At 68.4% G+C, this 21985-nt stretch carries 18 protein-coding genes; 6 read left to right on the top strand and 12 right to left on the bottom strand.

What is annotated here, in order from left to right:
• Window positions 1-427 precede the first annotated feature (427 nt).
• From tyrS to AB0M45_RS13750, 4 genes are all read right to left on the bottom strand, one after another.
• The gene (gene tyrS / locus AB0M45_RS13765) at window positions 428-1717 is read right to left on the bottom strand and encodes a tyrosine--tRNA ligase (protein ID WP_364327380.1); all 1290 of its coding nucleotides are present in this window, start codon (window positions 1715-1717) and stop codon (window positions 428-430) included.
• A gap of 407 nt (window positions 1718-2124) precedes the next feature.
• The gene (locus tag AB0M45_RS13760; protein ID WP_364327377.1) at window positions 2125-2544 is read right to left on the bottom strand and encodes a DoxX family protein; all 420 of its coding nucleotides are present in this window, start codon (window positions 2542-2544) and stop codon (window positions 2125-2127) included.
• 108 nt (window positions 2545-2652) lie between these two features.
• Window positions 2653-3285: a DNA-3-methyladenine glycosylase gene (locus AB0M45_RS13755; RefSeq protein ID WP_364327374.1), complete on the bottom strand. Its 633-nt coding sequence runs from the start codon at window positions 3283-3285 to the stop codon at window positions 2653-2655.
• A 235-nt stretch (window positions 3286-3520) separates the two neighbouring features.
• Complete coding sequence (locus AB0M45_RS13750) at window positions 3521-4669, bottom strand: low temperature requirement protein A (RefSeq protein WP_364327371.1); 1149 nt, start codon at window positions 4667-4669, stop codon at window positions 3521-3523.
• 300 nt (window positions 4670-4969) lie between these two features.
• On the opposite strand from AB0M45_RS13750, the gene AB0M45_RS13745 reads away from it, so the two are divergent.
• The 4 genes from AB0M45_RS13745 to AB0M45_RS13730 all read left to right on the top strand — a co-directional run bounded on the left by AB0M45_RS13745 (window position 4970) and on the right by AB0M45_RS13730 (window position 8745).
• Window positions 4970-6493 carry a multicopper oxidase domain-containing protein gene (locus AB0M45_RS13745; RefSeq protein WP_364327368.1) on the top strand — a complete coding sequence of 508 codons (1524 nt, stop codon included), beginning with the start codon at window positions 4970-4972 and terminating at the stop codon, window positions 6491-6493.
• A gap of 88 nt (window positions 6494-6581) precedes the next feature.
• Window positions 6582-7313: an ABC transporter ATP-binding protein gene (locus AB0M45_RS13740; protein ID WP_364327365.1), complete on the top strand. Its 732-nt coding sequence runs from the start codon at window positions 6582-6584 to the stop codon at window positions 7311-7313.
• A complete protein-coding gene (locus tag AB0M45_RS13735) occupies window positions 7310-8104 on the top strand; it encodes an ABC transporter permease (protein ID WP_364327362.1) in 795 nt (264 codons plus the stop codon). The genes AB0M45_RS13740 and AB0M45_RS13735 overlap by 4 nt, the downstream gene beginning before the upstream one ends.
• Window positions 8101-8745 (top strand): TetR family transcriptional regulator, encoded by a 645-nt coding sequence (locus tag AB0M45_RS13730; RefSeq protein ID WP_364327359.1) that lies wholly within the window; start codon window positions 8101-8103, stop codon window positions 8743-8745. Before AB0M45_RS13735 ends, AB0M45_RS13730 begins: the two co-directional genes overlap by 4 nt.
• Window positions 8746-8767: 22 nt before the next feature.
• Here the strand turns inward: AB0M45_RS13730 and AB0M45_RS13725 are convergent, their stop codons facing one another.
• The 6 genes from AB0M45_RS13725 to AB0M45_RS13700 form a co-directional block, all read right to left on the bottom strand.
• Entirely contained in the window at window positions 8768-9223 is a 456-nt protein-coding gene (locus tag AB0M45_RS13725) for a L,D-transpeptidase (protein WP_364327356.1), read from the bottom strand.
• Window positions 9224-9501: 278 nt separating this feature from the next.
• Window positions 9502-9735 (bottom strand): Trm112 family protein, encoded by a 234-nt coding sequence (locus AB0M45_RS13720; protein WP_364327353.1) that lies wholly within the window; start codon window positions 9733-9735, stop codon window positions 9502-9504.
• Window positions 9736-9745: 10 nt separating this feature from the next.
• A complete protein-coding gene (locus AB0M45_RS13715; RefSeq protein ID WP_364327350.1) occupies window positions 9746-10306 on the bottom strand; it encodes a GtrA family protein in 561 nt (186 codons plus the stop codon).
• The gene (locus AB0M45_RS13710) at window positions 10303-12558 is read right to left on the bottom strand and encodes a hypothetical protein (protein ID WP_364327346.1); all 2256 of its coding nucleotides are present in this window, start codon (window positions 12556-12558) and stop codon (window positions 10303-10305) included. The genes AB0M45_RS13715 and AB0M45_RS13710 overlap by 4 nt, the downstream gene beginning before the upstream one ends.
• A gap of 134 nt (window positions 12559-12692) precedes the next feature.
• Window positions 12693-13190, bottom strand: a complete 498-nt coding sequence (locus tag AB0M45_RS13705; RefSeq protein WP_364327343.1) for a GtrA family protein — start codon at window positions 13188-13190, stop codon at window positions 12693-12695.
• Entirely contained in the window at window positions 13187-15421 is a 2235-nt protein-coding gene (locus AB0M45_RS13700) for a hypothetical protein (protein ID WP_364327403.1), read from the bottom strand. Before AB0M45_RS13700 ends, AB0M45_RS13705 begins: the two co-directional genes overlap by 4 nt.
• 270 nt (window positions 15422-15691) lie before the next feature.
• Between AB0M45_RS13700 and AB0M45_RS13695 the strand changes: the two genes are divergently transcribed.
• Window positions 15692-16792, top strand: a complete 1101-nt coding sequence (locus AB0M45_RS13695; RefSeq protein WP_364327340.1) for a glycosyltransferase family 2 protein — start codon at window positions 15692-15694, stop codon at window positions 16790-16792.
• Entirely contained in the window at window positions 16782-17921 is a 1140-nt protein-coding gene (gene rffA, locus AB0M45_RS13690; RefSeq protein ID WP_364327337.1) for a dTDP-4-amino-4,6-dideoxygalactose transaminase, read from the top strand. Before AB0M45_RS13695 ends, rffA begins: the two co-directional genes overlap by 11 nt.
• 132 nt (window positions 17922-18053) lie before the next feature.
• Here rffA and AB0M45_RS13685 read toward each other — a convergent pair whose 3' ends face one another.
• Both AB0M45_RS13685 and AB0M45_RS13680 read right to left on the bottom strand, forming a co-directional pair.
• On the bottom strand, window positions 18054-18653 hold the full coding sequence (locus tag AB0M45_RS13685; RefSeq protein ID WP_364327334.1) for a class I SAM-dependent methyltransferase: 600 nt from the start codon (window positions 18651-18653) through the stop codon (window positions 18054-18056).
• Window positions 18654-18739: 86 nt separating this feature from the next.
• Complete coding sequence (locus tag AB0M45_RS13680) at window positions 18740-21691, bottom strand: AMP-binding protein (protein WP_364327331.1); 2952 nt, start codon at window positions 21689-21691, stop codon at window positions 18740-18742.
• Window positions 21692-21985: the final 294 nt, after the last annotated feature.

Raw genomic sequence — 21985 nt, 5'->3', positions numbered from 1 at the left:
CCCCCCACACGGGGAGTGAAGAGCCGGAACCAAAAAATATTTGGCACTGACATTCATCGACACACTATTGAGTTCTCAAAGAACACACGCACACAGATTCGATCCGGACTAGCCGAACCTTCTCTGGGGCAACTTTCCCAGTCTAACCAAGGAACCGAGCGAAATCAAGTCCGATCGGCCTATCCGGTTGTGCTGGCCTGTCAGGCGCTCCTCGTACTACCTCGTTTCCCGGTCCGTCCGCTCGGCTCGCGCCTCGCTTCCCTGCTCCGGGTCGGTGTCCGTGTCGCTCTGACTTGGAATAAGTTACGCGGCGGATAACGCTACGTCAAATCGCCTGAACAACGAGGTGTTTTCGCAGGTCACAGGCCCGCACCTGAGTCGAGCGGGAGCTTGAATCACACCGATGTGATTCAAGCCACCGCGATCTTCACGCACCTGCCCGCAAGACCCCGGCAAGGTTCTTCTTGCCGCGCCGCAGCACGAGCCACCGCCCGTACAGGTAGTCGGCGTCGGCGGGAGTCCACTCGAGGTCGGAGATCTTGGTGTTGTTCACCGAAGCCCCGCCTTCGTTCACCGTGCGCCGCGCGGCGCCGCGGCTTTCGCACAGACCGGTCGCGACGAGCAGATCCACGATGGTGGCAGGCTCGCCGGGCTCGATCCGCGCGACCTCGCCATCGATCGCGGCCTCGCGCAGCGCGGCACCGAGCGTCGCGTCGTCGAGGTCGCGCAGTTCGCCGCGACCGAACAGCGCTTGACTGGCCAGCTGCACCGCGCGGGTGTTCGCCTCGCCGTGCACCAGGGTCGTCATCTCCGCGGCCAGCCTGCGCTGCGCCTCCCTGGCGTGCGGGCGCTCGGCGGTCGCCTGCTCCAGCTCGTCGAGTTCCTCCCGGGACAAGAAGGTGAACCAGCGCAGGTAGCGCACCACGTCGGCGTCGGCGGTGTTCACGAAGTACTGGTACCAGGCGTAGGGACTGGTCATCTCCGGGTCGAGCCACAGGCTGCCGCCGCCGGTGGACTTGCCGAACTTCTTGCCGTCGGCGGAGGTCACCAGCGGGACGGTCAGCGCGTGCACGGACGCGCTGTCGACGCGGCGGTTGAGCTCGACGCCCGCGATGATGTTGCCCCACTGGTCGGAGCCGCCCACCTGCAGCGTGCAGCCGTAGTTGCGGCGCAGCTGGAGGTAGTCGTTGGCCTGCAGGAGCATGTAGCTGAACTCGGTGTAGGAAATACCCTCACCGTCCAGGCGCCGCTTGATGGTGTCGCGGGCCAGCATGACGTTCACCGAGAAGTGCTTGCCGACGTCGCGCAGGAAGTCGACGGCGGTCAGCGGGCCGGTCCAGTCCATGTTGTCGACGATCACCGCGCCGGTCGGCGAATCGTCCAGATCCACGAAGCGCTCCAGCTGGGAGCGGATCCGCCCAGCCCACTCCGCCACCGTGTCGGTCGAGTTCATGGTCCGCTCGCCGACGTCGCGAGGGTCGCCGATCAGACCGGTGGCGCCGCCGGCCAGCACGATCGGGCGATGCCCCGCACGCTGGAAACGCTTCAGCGCGAGCAACGGCACCAGGTGTCCCGCGTGCAGGCTGGCGGCGGTGGGATCGAAGCCGGCATACAGGGTCAGCGGCCCGGCGGCCGCCGCCGCGCGCAAGGCATCCAGGTCGGTGGACTGCGCGATCAACCCGCGCCAGGTCAGTTCGTCGATGATGTCGCCGCTCACGCCGTCCTATCTTTCCGCATGAGGTCTGGGGTCCGGTGTGCGCCTCAGTGTCGTGACGCGACGCGGCGCAGGTCGAACGATTTTCCGGATGCTCCGCTCCGCAGTGATCGAGTCGTCGGCACGCGGCCGACGACGAGCGCGCTGATCGGGTGCGGCGATGACCAGGTCCGGTGCGCACACCGGCACGGCTGCGATCAGCACCCGCTGCCGCTGCCCCGCCGGAGAGATCGTGCGGGTAACCGCTACCACTCGCAGTCACTCGCTCACGTGACATTGCTGGTTGTCACGACCCGGTTCGCACCAGCTGGAGTCGTCGCGCCGACGGACCTGATACGGGAACCTTCTTGCCAACACGACGGGACGCTCGGCGGACCGGAGTCCGCCGACCGTCGTCACCGACGCGGCGCTCAGCGGGTGAGCGTTTCCCGCAGGGTGGCGAGGCTGTCGTGGCGTTCGTAGGCGATCCAGGCGAACACCACGGCCAGCACCAGCGGGAACGGCGCCAGGGCCGGGGCGTTCATGATGAATGCCTGGGTGACCGCGGCGAGCACCATGGTGACCGAAAGTCCCGCCGCGGCGAGCCCACTCAACCGGGGCACCAGCAGGCCGATTCCGCCCGCGATCTCGACGACGCCGGTGGGGTAACGGAACCAATCGCCGAGTCCGATCTCGTTGAAGATCCGGACCGCGTCGGATCGGCCGACCACCTTCGGCAGACCCGACGCGATGATGAGGAACAGACCGAGCAGGATCTGCAGTGTCCACAGGGTGCGGTTGAGCGCCTTGCCGGGGCGGGCGGCGACGGCGGGAGCGGCGACGGCGGTCATTGTGCTCTCCTTCAGGTCGGTCGCGTCGAGTGGTAGCGCGTTCACCTGATAGAACGGTGTGCCGCACGGGAATTCATCGCGGCGCGGCGAAAATCCCTCGCCTGGTGGTCATACCACCTTCGTCGTCGGCAGGGGCGCACGCGGACTGCGCCGGTAGACCGACACCGCCCGGGAGCCGGAGAGCCAGAACCGCCACGGCACGTCCGCCGCGGTGCTCACACCCACCCGGGGACCGCTGGCGATCTCGGTGGCATCGACCGGGCCGTTCAACTCCAGCCGGATCGCGGAGGACGGATCGAACAGCGCGGTTCCATAGTCGCTCAGTGTGATTCCCAGTGCGGTACCGAAATTGCCTGGGCCACGGGCCAAGTCGAGATCGGAACGGGCGCCGGGACGCCGGGCTCGCACCGTCTCCAGTCCGTCGATCACCTCGCCGGATCGGACCAGCACGGCGCTGGCGGTGCCGTCCGGTCCGCTCGTCACGTTCACACAGGTGTGCATGCCGTAGCTGAGATACACGTACAGCATTCCGGCGGGACCGAACATCACGCCGTTGCGCTTGGTCCGCCCGCGCCCGGAGTGCGAGGCCGGGTCGGGCCACGGCCCCGCGGGGTCTCCCCCGTACGCCTCGACTTCGACGATCCGTACCGCGACCGGCCCCGACCTCATGGTTGCCCCGAGCAGACGGCGGGCGGCAGCGGGCGGTTCGACAGCGAGTTCTTCAGCGGACACGACCGCCATTCTCCTCGACGGGCGCGACCGGCGTGCAGTCGCTCGAACGGGTTCGCACGGTGGTGCCGCTGGAGACCTGCCTGGCACCTGGCGGCTGCAACGCCAGGTCATCGCCTTGTCGTGGGCATGGGTACGCATCCCGTTGGCGTTCTCCGGCACCGAGCATGTGCCTGCATCGCTGCGCCGAGCCCGGTGAGCTCAGCGACAGCACGGAGCAGAGCCGAGGTCGATCTGCGCCACCCACTCAGAAGTACTTGCCGTGCTGGCCTGAGCGCGCCGTGACCAGGTCGTCGGCGATCACCGCCGCGTAGGCGACCACGACGATCGCGGCCAGCTGGGCCCACGACACCCAGTAGACGCCGATCGGCGTGGTCGCGGCGACGGCGGCTGCCGCGAGCAGCCGCGCCCATGGGCGCGGCAGACGCAGCGTCAACCGGAAGAAGAACTGGCCGAGAAAGTACAGGGCGACGCCACCGGAGAGGGCGGCGGCCACCGCGACGGAGGCGGCTTCGTTGCCGTGGGCGATGCTCATCTGAATGCCCGCGGCCGCCACGATGACGCCGATGAGCAGCGGATACAGCGAATAGCCGTAGGCCAGCACGGCTGGTCGGGAGCGTTCCCGGTCGGGCACCGCCGCCAGCGCTTCCTCGCCACGCTCGTCGTCGACGCCGAAGTAGGCCCACCACAGCACGTACGCCAGGCACAAGCCGAGGGCCACCGTGGCGATCAACTGCGGGGTGACCTGCTCCCCGGCCAGCCCCGCACCGATGGCGACGATCGATTCGCCGATCGCGACGATGACGACCAACCCGTGCCGCTCGCAGAAATGACTGGCACGGATGACGAAATCCTGGGTGTCCACGAGATACGGACTGATCGCCTGAACCGCGAACGCCGAAGTCCAGCACGCGTATTGCACCCAGCCGTGCACGAAACCGCCCGCCAGCACCAGTGCGGCCGCCAATCCGTTGAGCGGGGCGATCCGCCGGATCGCGAGGGTGGCCGAGGCGCCGCCCGCCGAGACGAACAGCGCGGTATGCACGGCGGTGACCAGGACGTACCCCGCACCGAACGCGATGCCAGTGCCGTGGAACGCGTCCGGAATCGCCAGTGCGAGCACGAAGAACGCGAACATGCCGACCATCAGCCAGCTCCGCCGGGCCGTACTGTTCGGCGCGACCTCGTTGGTGAGCCAGACGTAGCCGGAGTACATCCACCAGATCACCCCGAACAGCAGCGCCACCTGGGCGAGCGCCTGCCAGCCCGGGTGATGGGTGTAGACGTGCGAAAGCTGGGTGATGGTGAAGACGAAGACGAGATCGAAGAACAGCTCGAGCGTCGAAGCCCGCAGCTGCCCGCCCTCGGCGGACAGTTCCGCGCTCTGAGTGGTCACGGCAGGAGCCTAGAGCGCGGGCGGCCATATCGCGCGCGGACCAGTGGGGGCCGTGCCGGTCTCCGGCCGCGTCACCCGGGGGGGGTGTCGCTGCCCGGCGAACCGGTGTGCGGTGCCCGGGCTGACGAGGGTCCACGCATGGTCGGCGCCACCGGGACGATGCTCGTGTCGGCGACGCTGCCCAGGGTGGGCCGCTCCATACCCTGACCGCTCCGGCACGGGGCATCAGGGGCAGACGGGGGAGGAAAATGGGGACGCTCCCGGATGTGTTGTGGCACCGCCCGTTTCTACCGTCAGGCCATGTCTTCGGATTCCCGGCCGCGCAGAGGGCGGCGGTTGCTCCTGGTTCTCGTCTCGGTCGTGATGTCACTGGCTCTCGTGATCGCCGGTGGCGTCATCTGGGTGTATGTCGAAGCGACCGTATCCACTGTCGGCAGTGCGGAATTCCGCGACGAACTCGCCATCCCTCCGCTGGCACCGTCGCGGATCGACCCCGACGGAGCCCGCACCTTCGAGCTCGATATGCGTTCGGGGCGAAGGGAATTCCTTCCCGGACAAAGCACGGAGACCTGGGGATTCAACGGCGCCTATCTTGGACCCACGCTGCGGGCACGGCGTGGGGAGAAGGTGGCGGTCACCGTCCGCAACAATCTGACGGAGGCCTCGACCGTGCACTGGCACGGGATGCATTTGCCCGCGGCCATGGACGGAGGCCCGCACCAAATAGTGGCGCCGGGCGCGAGCTGGACGCCGAACTGGAGCATCGATCAACCCGCGGCCACGCTGTGGTACCACCCACATCCGCATGGCGCGACCGAAGACCACGTCCGGCGCGGTCTCGCGGGCATGTTCCTGCTCGACGACGACGTTTCCACCTCCTTGCCCCTTCCGGCGACCTACGGCGTGGACGACCTGCCCGTGATCGTCCAGGATGTGAAGTTCGATGGCGCGGCGTTCGATTCCGCCCACGCGATATTCCGTGACGTCGGATTCCTCGGCGATCGGACCATGGTCAACGGGACGCTGACACCGCACCGGAACGTCGGCGACGAACTCGTCCGCCTGCGTCTGCTCAACGCCTCGACCGCGCGCACGTATACGTTCGAACTCTCCGACCAGCGACCGTTCGCGCTCATCGCCACCGATGGCGGCCTCGTGGAACGACCGATCACCCTCGATCGGCTGCGGTTGTCGCCGGGCGAGCGCGGTGAGATCGTCGTGCGGATGCGGCCCGGCGAGCGAACGGTGCTGCGCAGCGGCAAACTCGACGCCGGACTGGATTTCTGGACCCAGCGGTTTTCCGGCGGTGATGACACCTTCGACATCCTCGAACTGCGCGCGGCCGAGACCCTGCGGCCGTCACCGGAACTCCCCGCGACGCTGGCGCTCCCCACCGCGCCGGACGGCGCCGATTCGACACTGGAACGGCGTTTCGACCTGAATCTCGCCGGGATCAACGGCACACCGATGGCAATGGACCGCATTGATTTCGCGGTCACCCGCGGCACCACCGAGACCTGGGTGGTGCGCAACAACGACGGTATGCCGCACAACTTCCACATCCACGACGTGCAATTCCGGGTGCTCGCGGTCGACGACGGCCCACCGCCCGCCGCGCTGACCGGCGCCAAGGACACCGTCTTCCTGCCGCCGAACGTCACGGTGCGGCTGGCCATGCGGTTCGACGGCCCAGCCGATCCGGACTCGGCCTACATGTATCACTGCCACCTGCTCTGGCATGAGGACCTCGGAATGATGGGCCAGTTCGTGGTCGTGAACCCGGGCGAGGCCGCCGGGACGCCGCCGCGCCACCACGGCGACTGACTTTCCACCGCGACACCCTTGCCGACCGGCCGCGAGCGCGCTAAATTCATCACACAGTGAATTCAACACTCGATGAATTGAGGCGACCGTGTCGCAATCCACCTCTTCCCCCGCCGTCGCAGTCCGGGGCCTGCGGGTCCGCCGCGGCGGCCGCGAAGTACTGCACGATGTCTCGCTGACCATCCCGCGCGGCTCGATCACCGGGCTGCTCGGCCCGTCGGGTTGCGGCAAGACCACGCTGATGCGCTGCGTCGTCGGCACCCAGATCGTCGAATCGGGCGACATCTCCGCGCTCGGACTACCGGCGGGCTCGGCGGCGTTGCGCAACCGCATCGGCTATGTCACCCAGGCGCCGAGCATCTACTCCGATATCAGCGTCCGCGACAACGTCGCGTACTTCGCCGCGCTCTACGGCCGTGATCGGGCCGACGTCGACGACGCGATCACGGCGGTCGGCCTCACAGAGAACGCCCACCAGCGCGGCGACGAGCTGTCCGGCGGCCAGAAGACCAGGGCCTCGCTCGCGTGCTCGCTGGTCGCCCAGCCCGACCTGCTGGTCCTGGACGAACCGACGGTCGGGCTCGACCCGGTGCTGCGCGTCGAGCTCTGGAAGCAGTTCCGCGAATTGGCGGCGAACGGGACGACGCTGCTGGTGTCCAGCCACGTCATGGACGAGGCCGAGCACTGCGACCAGCTGCTGCTGATGCGCGAAGGGCGGCTGCTCGCCCAGCTCAGTCCGGACGAACTGCGCGCACGGACCGGCGAACAGAACCTGGAGACCGCCTTCCTCACCCTGATCACGATGGGACCGAACGCATGACCGCCACCCTCGAAGCCGCGCCGCGGCGGACGCCGACGCTGCGCCCCTATGCCGCGACCACCGGCCGCATCCTGCGGCAGCTGCGCAACGACCACCGCACCGTGGCCATGATCCTGGTGGTTCCAGCCCTGCTGATGGCGCTGCTGTACTTCATCTACAAAGACACCCCGACCAATCCCATGAACCCGGTCTCGTTGTTCGACCGGGTCGGCATCAGCATGCTCGGCATCCTGCCGTTCATCGTGATGTTCCTGATCACCGCGATCGCCATGCAACGCGAACGCACCTCGGGCACGCTGGAGCGATTGCTGTCCACACCGCTGTCGAAACTCGACCTGCTGGCCGGATACGGCACCGCCTTCTCGCTGGCCGCGGCCGCGCAGGCCACCGTCGCCTGCCTGGTCTCCTTCGGTCTGCTCGGGCTCGACGCGGCGGGCAGCCCCGGCTGGATCGTGCTGATCGCGGTGGTCGACGCGATCTGCGGGGTGGCTCTGGGGCTGCTGGCAAGCGCGTTCGCGCGCACGGAGTTCCAGGCCGTACAGTTCATGCCGGTCGTGGTGGCGCCGCAGATCTTCTTGTGCGGCTTGCTCGTTCCCCGCGGCCAGCTGCCGGATTGGCTGGAGGTGATCAGCAACGTGATGCCGTTGAGCTACGCGGTCGATGCGCTGCAACAGGTTTCGACGCATCCGGAGGTCACCGGACAGATGTGGCGTGACCTGGCCATCGTCGCCGGATTCGCGATCGTCGCCCTGGTCCTGGGCGCGGCGACGCTACGACGGCGGACCGCGTGACGGCAGGCAACGGTTCCGGCGGCACCGAGCGGCCCACCCGCACCGGCCGCCGGCCGGGACAGTCGGGCGCCCGCGAGGCCATCCTCGCGGCCGCCCGCGCGCGGTTCGCCGACGTCGGCTTCGACAAGACCTCGATTCGCGCGGTCGCCACCGACGCCGGGGTCGATCCGGCCTTGGTGCACCACTACTTCGGCACCAAACAACAGCTCTTCGCCGCGGTGGTGGAGCTGCCGGTGGATCCGGAGCAGATTTTGCGGAACCTCGAGTCGGCGCCGCTGAATCAATTGGGTGAGACCATCCTTCGCTCGGCACTCGGGGTGTGGGACTCCCCCGCGGGTCCCGGTGTCGTCGCGGTGGTGCGCAGCATCTTGGCCGGTAGCGACGACCCGGCCCTGGCCAGAACGTTCCTGCTGGACGTCGTGCTGGAACGTGTCCGCAAGCGCATCGCCACCCCGGACGACGACGGGCGCAGCCGGGTCGCACTGGTCGCCTCGCAGATGATCGGCGTGCTGGTGGGTCGCAAGATCATCGGCGTCGAACCGCTCGCGTCCATGCCCGCGCCCGACCTGGTCGCGGCGGTGGGCCCGACGCTGCAGCGCTACCTGACCGGGGACATCGGAGAAGAACTGGCGTCCGGGTGACCTCGGCGATCACCGCGGCCGGTCATTCCACGACTTCGACGATGTCACCGGGCCACAAGTACTCGTAGAACGCCTTCGCGCCTTCATGTGTCATCCGGACACAACCGTGCGACTTCTTCTCGATCGGGCCGACATGGAAGGCGATGTCGCCGTTGAAGAAGACCGCGTACGGCATCGGAGCGTTGTGCATCGTGCTCCAGTGGAACTCCTTCTTGAACGACACGCGAAAGACACCGGCCGGCGTCTCGTATCCCGGCATCCCGTGCGAAATCGGCGTCGGACCGTAGACCACCCGGCCCTCGTCCATCAGCCAGGCTTCGTCGGTCGACAGCCGCATACACGCGCGGGCGGCGATGGAACAGGGTGCCACGGGCGGTGGCGGCGGAATCAGTGCGGGCAGACCGGGAATGTCCGGGCCTCCCGGCCAGAGCGGTTCGGCCGATGCGGGCGCGGCCATCACCAGCCCCGCCGACACCACACCGCAGGCAATCGCACATCGAGCTGTCCAGTTACGTAAACGCGAGCTGCCCATTACGTTCCCGACCTCTCTCCCCTTACGCCCCCTGTGTTGCTCAGCAGGCTGGTTCGAGCGCCCGACGCCGGAGCGTGCGGACCTTCGCGAGGTGTAAATGATCATGGCGGACCCGGCTTCGGAGGGTCAACGGTCTTAAACGAACGTGACTCATCCGTTGCCGAGTGCCGACCTCGCGCGCCTGGAAGCGGGCAGAGAGGAGTTCAGCGGAACGTACGGCAGGGTCAGATGTCGGCCTGCGGCGCGGTGAACGCTTCGTGCTCGGCGTCGGTGACGTCCCTGGCCTCGTCGATGAGCAGCACCGGAATGCCGTTCTCGACGGGGTATGCCCGGCGCAGGCGCGGGTTGTAGAGCAGCGCGCTGCCGTCGGCGGCACGGACCAGCCGCAGCGGGCCCTTGTCCTGCGGGCAGGCCAGCAGGCTCAGCAGTGTGGCATCCAGGGTGGTGTGCTCAGGCATAACTGGAAACCTACCTTCCGGCCGAATCGGATAGGGAACCGTCCGTGGCGGGTGCGAGCGTGCGGCGAAACGAGATGTGGCGGTGCCCGAAGAAACTCGCCACCGCCACCAGCGCCATTACCGCGATCGCCGACGGGATGCTCGGCAGATGCAGGACCGAGACCCCCATTTGGAGCAGCGCCATGTTCATCAGCAGCCCGCCGGAGTTCACCGCGACGAACGCGACGAAGTCGCGGACCAGCCGACCCCGCACGCGGAACACCAGGGTCCGGTGCAGGACGAACGCCACGACCACGCTGACGCCGTAGGCCGCGGCGGGCGCGACGGCGGCGGGTACCCGATTGCCGAGCACTACCAGCCACATCACCGTCAGGGCCATGCCGAGCCCGGTGTTCACCATGCCCACGACCGCGAACGCGATCTCCTGGCGCCGCACCAATCGCAGCAAAGGCCCCCGGTCCGGATCCCCGCCGCGCGCGGCGTTCGTCGCGAACGCGGCGAGAGGCGCCATCGCGTTCGTGGCGTCGAGACGCCGCATGATCCTCGCCCGCGCCGCTGCGCCCGCGCTCATCGGACAGCGTCCGCCAGATCGGACTCCGGGGTGGCAGCGGAATCAGGTAGCGCGGGCTCATCGGTCGCGTCGACCGAACGGTCCGTCCGCCGCCTGCCGCGCAGATACGCCCATTGCAAAAGTCCGAGGCCCACCAAGCCAAGCAGTGCCGCGGCCACGCCCAGCTGCCAGCCGGGCGGCCGCCAGGTCAGCACCAGCTCACCGCCCGTCGTGCCAGCCGGAATATCCACGGCGACAAACGTTTTCGCCACGAGTGTGGAGGGGATTTCACGACCGTCGAGCGTCACGTGGTAGCCCGGCCAGCCGAGCCGGGCGAACACGACCCGTCCGCCAGCCGGGGAACTCAGTCGCACCCGGCTGGTGGTGTCCGATTCGCCGATCGAGCTCGCGGTCCCGCCCTCGACGGCCGCGATTCGGCCGTTCTGGGTAGAGATCAGGCCGTCGCTGCGCTCCAGCACCGAGATGTACTTTTCGTGTCCCGGGTAGTCCACCCATGTCCAACCCGGTGGCGCGGGCTGCTCGCGTGCGTCCGGGTACAGGGCGCGATGCAGCACTACCCGGTCGATCTTCATCAGGTCGGCGATGGTTTTGCCGGTGGCCGGTTCGGTCGCGAAAGCGCGCCGGTAGGCGTCGGGGCAGACGCTGGTGTCCCACCGCATGCACAGCGTCTCGCCGAACCAGTAATGCCCGTTCGGGGTGTATCCGCTGACATACGTCAGCTCGAGGTCCTTGGCGTAATTGCCGAACACCAGCGACCCGTAGGCGCCACCCAGGCTCCGCTCGTCCCGGGGGATGAGCATGCGGTCGCCGAGTTGCAGCGTCGTCCCGGGAAAATCGGGGAACGCCGCCTTCATCTCCGACCGGCTCTCCGGCAGATTCCAGCCCATCGGCGTCGGCTGCGCCGCCCATACCTGCAGGTAGGCGATCGGGAACACCGACACGATCACCAGCGCGCACGCGGCGACCACGCCGCGACCGCGGGCCAGCCAGACCACGCCCGCTCCGAGCGCCGCGACGCCCAGCGCCGCGACCACGTGCCAGATCACCTCATGCGGAGCGGCCGAGAACGATCGCGCCCACAACAGACCGACGAGCACAGCGGCCGCGATACCACGCCGCCGCCAGTCGTCGAACGTCGCGAAACGACCCAGCAGCACGCACACCAGCACCAGCAGGCCGAGCGCGACCATCGGCAGCACGCGGGCAGGCCAGCGCAGCGGACCGATCGCGCCGGGACCCGCGGTCCACATCAGCGCCATCACCGCGAACAGGGCGGGTGCGACCAGTTCGCGCGCCGAGTCGAGCGCCTTACGCCAGTCCACGAAGGCCAGCGCCGGAATCAGGAACCACGCGATGTAGACCACCGGCATCGGCTGCACGTAGCCCCACCAGGAGTTGAACGCGGGCAACGTGCTGGGCAGGCTCGCGTTCAGCGACTCCGACCACGGCACGGTGAAGAACTGATCGTTGTTGATCTGCGCGGTGCCGCGCCAGGTCACCTTCGCCGACAGCATGCTCGGCAGATAGGTCGCCGAACCGGCCAGCGCGGCGCACGCGGCCACCGCGAGCAAGCGCAGCGACGGCCGCCACGCCTTCTGGTGGACGAGTTCGCCGATCGCGACGGCGCCGATCATCAGACCGGCCTCGACCGCGGGGAAGATGTACTGCACCGAGATGGCCAGATACAGAAAGACGAACGTCGGGATCGGCCCGCTGTTCCCGCGGGCGTAACGCACGCCGGAAGCCCACGCGTTGGCCAGCCAGGCCGTGCCGGTGAACGCGGTCATCCAGCTGGATTCGTCGAAGAACAGCAGCCATCCGGTGAACGGGATGGCGACGCCCGCGACGGCCGCCCAGGGCGCCTTCGCCGCGTAGGCCAGGCAGATCCGATAGACGCCGAGCCCGAGGATGATCGCGAAGATCAACTTCACCACCGTGGCGTACAGGGCGAGATTGTCCACCGAAGGCGCCATCAGATCGATCAGCAGCTGCGGCGGATTGAGCAGGCCCGCCTCTTCGATGGTGTAGTTGCCCGCCATCCAGTGTTCGGGAACGAGCGCGGGAAACCGTCCCTCGCGCAGGTGTCGACCCAGCATCACCCATAGCGGCGCGTACTGCGACTCGGTGTCGTCGGTATAGAAATGGCGAACGTTCGCAAGTAGAACCGCTCCGTATCCCGCGACCACACCGAGCGCGGTGACGATGCCCCAGGTGAAAACTTCTCGCGAAGCGAAGGTTCTACGTTCGGCCACGAGTCACAGACCCTACAGGCAACACTGCGCTATCCCGGCCAGCCCGTGCCGGGTAGGCGACGCCATGGTCTTCCGCGGTGTACCGCGCGTCGGACTCCCACACGACGCAGGCTCGGCCGCCCCGGCCGTGCGGCCTACCCCGACGCGCCGGCGGACCGGACCTCGGGGCGACGGCGGAACGAGATGTAGCGATGGCCGAAGAAGCTGGCGACCGCGACCAGGCCCATCACCACCACCGCGGACGGAATCCGCGGCAGATGCAGTACCCCGACCGCCAGCGAGAGCAGCACCGTATTCATCAGCAACCCACCGGAATTCACCACGACGAACCCGGCGAAATCGCGCAGCATCCGGCCCCGCACCCGGAACACCAGGGTCCGATGCAGGACGAAAGCGATGACGATGCCCATGCCATAGGCCAGCACGACGGAGACGGCCGGTGGCCACGCGTCACCCAGCACTGCCAGCCACGCCACGGTGAGACCGATACCGAGCAGGGTGTTGCACACGCCGACCAGGGCGAAGGCAACCTCCTGCCTGCGCACGACGCGCACCAGCAGTCCCGCCGCAGGGCCATCGGCCGCCGCCGCGCTCGGGTCCGCGGTGGCGGCGGGGCGTGCGTTCGCCCTCACGAAACGACGTCCGCCAACTCGCGGTCCGGCTCGGCGGAAGTCGAATCATCGGTCGGCTCCGGCTCCTCGCGCCGCCGCGTGCGCACGTGCAGCCACTGCAGCACGCCGATGCCGAACACGCCCGCCACCGCGGCGGCGATGCCGATCTTCCAGCCGGGCGGACGCCAGGTCAGTACCAGCTCGGCGTTCTGCGTGCCCGCCGGAACCTCGACGGCGACGAACGATTTGGCGACCGTCGTCATGGGAAGCGACTGGCCGTTCAAGGTGACCCGGTAGCCCGGCCAGCCGAGCCGCGAGAACACGATCCGGCCGCCCTCGGCCGAGGACACCCGCACCCGGCTGGTGGTCTCGGTTTCGGAAATCGAGGTCGCGGTCACGCCCGTGGCGTCGGCGACACGGCCGTTGGTCGTCGAGATCGGACCGCCCACTCGTTCCAGCACCGCGATGTAGCGCTCATGACCGGGATAGTCCACCCACTTCCAGCCTTCCGGCGCGGGTTGGTTCGCCACGTCCGGGAACAGCGCGCGTTGCACGACGACCCGGTCCAGCTTCATCAGGTCGACTAGTGGCCGCCCGGTAGTCGGTTCCGGCGCGAACATCCGCCGGTAGGCATCCGGGCAGACGCTGCCGTCCCAGCGCATGCACAGCAGCTCGCCGAAATAGAAGTGCCCGCTCGGCGTATAGCCGTTGACGTAGGTGAGTTCGACCCCCCGGGCATAGTTGCCGAAGACGAGCGAGCCGTAGGCACCGTCGACGCTCTTGTCCTGCGGTTGCAACAGACCACGGTCGCCCAGCTGGATGGTGGTGCCCGCGAAATCCGGGAACGCCGCCTTCGCCTCGGACCGCTTGGCGGGCAGGTTCCAGGACATCGGCGTGGGTTGCGCGGCGCTGACCTGGAAGTAGGCGATCGGGAACATCGCGAGGATGGTCAATGCGCAGGCCGCCGCGGTGCCCTTGGTGCGACCGAGCCACATCGCCGCGGCCACCAGCGCGGCGAGCGCGACCGCCGCGATCACGTGCCAGACCCAGTCGTGCGGGTCGGCGGAGAACGAACGCACCCACAGCAGCAGGATCAGCACGCCCGCCGCGATCCCCCGATTCTTCGCGTCCCGCACCGTGCCGTAGCGACCGAGCAGCACGCACACCAGCACGAGCAGACCGATGGCCAGCATCGGGAGCACGCGAGCGGGCCAGCGCAGCGGCCCGACCGAACCGGGGCCAGCGGTCCACATCAGCATCATGATCGCGAAGATCGCCACCGCGCTGAGTTCCCGCCACGCCTCCCTGGCGCGACGCCAGTCGACGAACGCCAGCGCCGGAATCAGGAACCAGGCGATATAGGTGACCGGAAGCGGCTGCACGTAACCCCACCATGAGCTGAACGCAGGCAGTGAGCTGGGCAGGCTCGCGTTCAGCGACTCCGACCACGGCACCGTGAGGAACTGGTCGTTGTTGATCTGCGCGGTGCCGCGCCAGGTCACCTTCGCCGAGAGCATGGAGGGCAGGAAGGTCAGCAGACCCGCGAGCCCGGCACAGCCGGCCGCGACGGTCAGCCGCAGCACGGGCTGCCACTTGCGCTGGTACACCAGCTCGCCGACGGCCACCGCCAGCAGCATCAGCACCGCCTCGACCGCAGGGAAGATGTACTGCGTCGAGATGGTCAGATACAGATAGACGAAAACCGGGATCGGCCCGCCGGATATGGTGCGGCGTCCGCGGGGCCCTGCGTGGGCACGCAAGCTACCGCCCCCGGGCCCGCCGATGCCGCGGGAGTAACGCACCGACGCCGCCCACGCGTGCACCAGCCACGCGGTGCCGGTGAGCGCGGTCATCCAGCTGGCTTCGTCGAAGAACAGGAAGAAGCCCGACAGCGGCAGCGCGATACCCGCCACCGCCGACCAGGACGGACGCCCGCCGTAGACCAGGCACACGCGGTAGACGCCGAGCGCGGCGATGATCGAGAAGATCAGCTTCACGACGGTGGCGTACACGGCGACGTTGTCCACCGAGGGCGCGATCAGATCGATCAGCAGCTGCGGCGGATTGAACAGGCCCGCGTCGTCCATCGTGTTGTTGCCCGACATCCACTGCTCGGGCACCATCACCGGAAAAGTGCCCTCACGCAGCGCACGGCCCAGTCCGACCCACAGCGAGGTGTACTGGGATTCGGTGTCGTCGGTGAAGAAATGCCGGACATTGGCGAGCAGGACGGCGACGTAACCCGCCACCACTCCGAGCGCGGTGATGGCCCCCCACCGGTAGACATCTCGCCGCGAATAGACATCCTGCCGCGAGCCGAGTACTGCACTGTCCGTCACGAGTTCCAAACCCTACAGGGCCGCTCTCGGCTTGGCATCGGTCGAGCGGCGCCACCATGATGAGGGCATGATCAGCTGCTCCGGTAGCCGGAAACCGCACCGTGCTAGAGTCCACACCGGTTCGGGCTCTGCAGTCCTGCAACGAGTACCGGCACGCACCGTCATCGAAAGTCGATCCAGCTGATGCCGATTCCTCCCGCCCGTGCACTCCGTTCCGGCGCCCCCGCGACGAACGGTGATCCGGCTCGGCCCGGCCTGGACCGGCCGCACACGGTATCGGTGGTCGTGCCGGTGTACCGGGGCGAGGACACCATCGCCGGACTGGTCGCCGAATTGCACGGTTTGACCCGCCCCGTCGAAACTCCCGGCGGTATCACGTTCACCGTCAGCGAGATCATCCTCGTGCACGACCACGGTCCCGACCGTTCCGACGTGGTGCTGCAGGAACTGGAGCAGACCTACGCCGAGGTGCGCCCGGTCTGGCTCAGCCGCAACTTCGGGCAGGACGCGGCCACGATCGCCGGGATGTCGGCCGCGACCGGCGACTGGATCGTCACCATGGACGAGGACGGTCAGCACGACCCTCGCTTCATCAGCACGTTCCTGGACACGGCGCTGGCCGAGCGGGCCGACCTCGTGTACTCCAAACCGACCAACACCCGGCCGCACGGCTTCCTGCGCAATCTGACCTCACGCGGGGCCAAACTGGTGCTCGCGACGCTGTTCGCGTTCCCGGATTCCACCCGGTTCGAAAGCTACCGGCTGATCCGCGGTGACATCGGCAGGCAGCTCGCCGAGGTCGCCTCCAACGGCGTCTACCTCGACGTCGCGCTGACCTGGGTGGTCGGCGCCGTCGCGCAGGCGCCGGTGATGCTGCGCGCCGAGGGGCGCGAGGACTCCGGCTACAACTACCGCCGCCTGTTCTCCCTGTTCTGGAAGATGGTGCTGTGCAGCGGCACGCGCGGCCTGCGGCTGGTCAGCCTGCTCGGCGTCACGCTCGCCCTGGCCGGTGGCGTAATGGCCGCCGTCGTCGTGTTCGAGGCGCTGACCACCGATGGCTGGGCGCCCGAGGGCTGGGCCTCGACCATCGTCGTGCTGCTGCTGTGTTCCGGCGCCGTGCTCTTCTCGCTCGGCCTCATCGCCGAGTATCTCGGCGTCGCCCTGCACATCCTGGTTGGCAAACCGCTCTATCTCACCGTCGAGACGCCGACGCCGCGGCCGGCCGATGCTTCGGAACTGACCGCGACCACCGCCAGCAGGGGGACCGACCGGGTTGAACACTGACCGCGTCATCTTCAGCCGCCCGTTCCGGGCGCGCAGGGAACTCGCCAACCTGGAGGCGGTGCTGGCCTCCGACCACAGCCACGGCGACGGACAGTTCACCGCTTCGGCCACCGCGAAGCTGAAGACCATCACCGGCGCGCCGCACGCCCTGCTGACCACCTCCTGCACCTCGGCACTGGAGATGTCGGGCCTGCTGCTGGAACTGGGCCCCGACGACGAAGTGATCGTGCCGAGTTTCGCGTTCACCTCCACCGCCACCGCCATGGCGTTGCGCGGCGCCACCTGCGTCTTCGCCGATATCGACCCGGCCACCGGGAACCTGGACCCCGTTTCGGTCGCCGCCCTCATCAGCGAGCGGACCAAGGCCGTGGTGGTCATCCACTACGGCGGCGTCGCCGCCGACATGGCCGGGCTGCTGGAGCTGGCGAACGCGCACGGCTTCGCCGTCGTGGAGGACAACGCGCACGGGCTCGGCGGCACCTGGCGCGGCAGGCAGCTCGGCACCATCGGCACGATGGGCACGCTCAGCTTCCACGACACCAAGAACGTGCACTGCGGCGAGGGCGGCGCACTGCTGCTCACCGACGAGATCCTGATGGCCAGGGCCGAGATCATCCGGGAGAAGGGCACCGACCGGGCGCGATTCCTGCGCGGCGCGGTGGACAAGTACTCCTGGCAGGACATCGGCTCCAGCTACCTGCCCAGCGAGCTGAACGCGGCCGTGCTGGACGCGCAGCTGGACGAGTTCGGCACCATCCAGGCCGGGCGCCACCGCGTGTGGGACACCTACGCCGCCGCGCTCCCGGACTGGGCCCGGCGCAACGACATGCGCCTCATGTCGGTGCCCGCCGACCGCGAACACACCGCGCACCTGTACTACCTGCGCACCCCGACCGAACGCCGCCGCGACGACCTCATCGCCCACCTTGCGGCGCAGGGCATCTCGGCGCCGTTCCACTACATTCCACTGGACTCCAGCCCGGCGGGCTTCAAACTCGGCCGCACGCCGCGGCCGTGCCTGCACAGCGCGGAGTTCTCCGCGACCGTCGTACGCCTGCCGCTGTGGCCGGGCCTGACCGACGCGCAGGTCGGCCGGGTCATCGACGCGGTCACCGCGTTCACGGTATAACGGCCCGGGTCCGGTCGACACCGGACCCGGATTCCGCCTCGTGCGGTGAGTTCGTACAGCTGCGTCGGCCCCCGCGATCTGGCTGCAGCGCCCACCGCCCGGTCCTTGCCCTTGCCGAGGATTCCAGCCGCCTTACGCCGTGAGCACGTAGAGCTTCTCCCTGCCGCCCGCGATCAGGGATTGCCGCACCACTCGTTGGCCGTACCCGGTGAAGAATTCGTCCAGTGTCCGCTCGGTGAAGCGGTGGGCCTGTTCGCCGTCACCCGCGTCGGTGAACCGCTTGCCGATGGTGGCGAGAACCGGATTGTCGCTGGTCGCCAGGTTGCGGACCGGTTCGGCGACGACCACCTGCTCGGTCGCCGCCGCGAGCATCCGATCGATCACCGGCCCCGGATCGGGAAGGAAGTGGTAGAGGCTCGCCTGCATGATCACGTAGTCGGCGGCGGGCAGCGGGTCGCCGGAACGCAGGTTCCACACTTTGCCCTGCCCGCCCGCCTCGGTCACCCGCGCGACGAAACGCTCGTTCAGGTCGAGTCCCGTGTAGGCCACCGCCTTGCGGCGCAGATAGCGGGTGTAGAGCGTCGCGGGTCCGCAGCACAGATCGACCACGCTCGCCCCCGCCGGGACGAGTTCCGCAATGGCGCGATACCGAGCCGTGTAATGCCTGCCGTACAACCCGCGCATCAGCACCTCATAGACGGTCCCGTTGCGGTAAATGAGGCTCGTTCTCACAAGGACTCACTATGCCATTGGACGGTGAATCCCGTGCTTCGGCAATGTGACCGGCAGTACTCGGTCGACGAGAGCACTGCGCCTCGTCAATCGCCGAAAAGCGTGCGCGCCCGACTCTCGGTGAGGACCTCGTAGGCGTCCGACGCGCGGTTGTACCACCAGGTGTCCGGCCCAGGCGTCGGTCGCCCGGCCTCCTGCACCGCACGGGTCGAGGGGCGGTAGGACGGGCTGCGCGGGATGTCGTCCACCAGGTACACCAGGTCGGGACGCTGGTCGGACTCCAGTGCGCGCACCGCCTCGGTGACGTCCTTGGGTTCGAGCCGGAAGCCCTCGCGCACGCTCACCGCCGCGACCGCGACGCAGTGGTCGCCGACGTCGAGGCCGTAGGCGACCTCCATGTCGACGGCGGTGATGTCGTTGAGCACGTCGACGATGGGCTGACCGAAGACCGGGCCGCGGCGGGTGCGGATCACCGTGTCCGTGCGGTCGATCAGCCAGTAGTCGCCGTCGCTGTCGCGGCGGAACAGGTTCTCCGTCGGCATCCACGAGTCGCCGGCGGTGAACACCCCGCGTAGACCGCCCGCGGAGATGTCCACGCCCTCGGACGCCTTGCCGATCAGCAGTCCGACCTCGTTGTCCGCGCAGCGCCGGGCGAAACCGGACGCGTCGAGGAGGATTCTTTCGGTGATGGGGTCGTAGGCCACCAGTTCCACCTTTGCGGTGCCGGGCACCGGCCTGCCCTTGCAGCCGCGCTTCGCGCCGGTCACGTTGGCCAGCACCACGTCGCCTTCGATGGAGGCGTAGAACTCCAGAACCCGGGCGGGCTCGAACTGCTCGACGGTGCGCCGCCACAGCCCCGCGGGCATGCCGGAGCCGATGAACAGCCGGATCGGGTGGCGATGGCCGGCCGGGAAGACCTCGGCGTCGAGAAGGTCGCGCAGCATCGTCCAGGTGTAGGTCACCACGGTGACGCCGTAGCGGTGTACCTCCTCCGCGAAGCGCTGCGGGTCGAGCGAACGCGCCAGCGCGATCCGGCTGCCGCCCGCGACCGCCCCGCCGAGGCTGACCAGCAGACCGGACGAATGATGCAGCGGCGCAAGGCAATACACCGTATCCCTGCGGTTCAGGTCGGCCGTGGTAGCGGTTCCGAACGCCGACAGCGCCCACCGATGATTGGTGATGTACTTCGTCTCCAGCCGGGTGCCGGTGCCGGTGACGAGCACGAACGCCAGCTCGCGGGCCAGCCCGGGATCCGGCCGGTACCACGCGGGCAGCTGCACCTGGGTGGGATCGATCTGCTCGAGGTCGATCATCCGGTCACTGGCGGGAATCGCCAGTTCGCGCGCGACGCCGCCGCCGAGCACCAGCACCCTGGCGCCGGTGGCGGCGGCTTGCCGCAAGTTCTCCGGATCCGAGATCAGGGTTTCCACGCCGGTCAGCTCGATCGCGTGACCGAGTTCGCTGCTCGGAGCCAGCAGCACCGCGACCGCGCCGAGCCGGGACAGCGCCGCCACGGCGGCCAGCGCGCTGGGCCTGGTCTCCATTACCACGCCGACACGCATAGCGGGACGCACGCCGACCTGGACCAGGCCGCGCACGACGTTGTCGATACGCGCGTTGACCGCGGCGTTGCTGTGCACCCGGTCGTCGAACAGGAACAAATCCCGCTGCGGAGCGCGCCGCGCCTGTTCGGCGACCAGGCGGCCGAGCGAGATCCTGGTGTGCGGCTGGATCATGCCCAGGCGGGTCAGCCTGGGCAGCGCCCGCGCCGCCTCGCCCGCCAGCTCGATCGAGCCGCGCACCGTGTTGTTCGCGATGCCCTCCAGCGCCTTCCCCACCCCGGTGCCCGCCTCCGCCAAGGTCGCGGCGGTGTGGATCACGCGGGTGGCCGCCGAGCGCGGGCGATTGTTCGGCACGTGCTCGGCCATCGGCACGATCTCCGGCGGAAGCGGCTTGCCGCCGTCCATCCACTGGACCCATTGCCGCACCAGCGGCCAGGTGTGGTTGGTGGCCATGCTCCCGGCCACCAAGCCGAAATGACCCGCGACCAGCGTCGCCTCGAAGACCTCCGCGTTCGGCGCGGCACGGACGATACCGCGCACCGCGGCCGGTTGGCCGATGTCGTCGACCTCCCCGACGAACGCCAGGATCGGGCATTTCAGCTCGGCCAGTGACACCGGCTGATCGCGGATCACGAAACCACCGAGCATCAGCCGGTTGTGCGCGACGAACTGCTTGAGCAGATCCGCCGCGGCCGGGCCCGCGTAACCGACCCAGCCTTCGCTGTTGAGGAAGCGGCGCTGGCGCTCCTTCGGCAGCAGGGCCTCCCGGTCGTGCAGCTGACGCAGGAAATCGATCCTCGACTTGGCGGTCTTCACCGGATCGAGCAGCTGGAAGCCGATCCGCACCATGGAGTCGGTGATCGGCAGCCGGGTGACCACGTGGTCGGCCAGGAAGTCGGCGACGTCGGAGACCATGCCGTAGGGCAGCCCGAACGGGATGCCCGCGACGATGTCGACCGGGGCACCGAAGGTGACGATGCTGTCCACGCCTTTGCCGTACCGGTAGGCGGCGGTCTGGTAGGCGAACATGCCGCCCTGGGAGTAGCCCATGAGGTGCACGCCGCTGCCGGTGGCCTCGGTGACGGTGTCGATCGCGCTGCTGATCGCCAGTACGTGGTCGGCGAGGTCACGCTGCCAGCCGCCCTCCTCGCTGGCGGGTGAGCCGAAATCGACCACCCAGCAATCGACTCCGCCCCGATGCAGGATGCCGACGGCGCCGCCTTCGGCGTTCACGTCCCAGATGTCGGCGTTCACCATGAGCGGAGGAACCAGCAGGGCAACGGGACGGCCGGGGGTGGTGTCGTCGGGGAAGTAGTGGCGCAATCGGTACATGCGTCTGCGCTCCACGACCTCGAACGGAGACGCGTCGACGTCATGGGTCAATCCGCCGAAGCGGATGACCTCGAGGCCGTTCTGCGCGGTTGCCATCAACCGCTGCACCGAACCCACCACATCCTTCGCACTCAACTTCACCATCGCTCCTGGCCCTACGCTTGAACGTGACCCGCATCACACACCCCGAGGTGTTCAGACGAGCTTCCCACACCTCATGTCCATTATGTGTCCGCTGTGACACGTCACATGACCGGCGACCTGGTCACACCGGCGACATCTACGCCCACGACCACGTATCAGCTCACCACAGAACGGCCGGTATGACGCCGTTCATCGGCTCCGGCTCAGCGCACAAGTTCGGCCAACCCTCATCCGGACGGCGGGGCACCGGGCGCTCCCACGCCCGATAGGCCCGCGCCACGCGTCCCCGAGATC

It is taken from the genome of Nocardia sp. NPDC051787 (genome assembly GCF_040681325.1).
Lineage (GTDB): Bacteria > Actinomycetota > Actinomycetes > Mycobacteriales > Mycobacteriaceae > Nocardia.
This window is presented reverse-complemented; position numbering and strand designations above follow the sequence as displayed.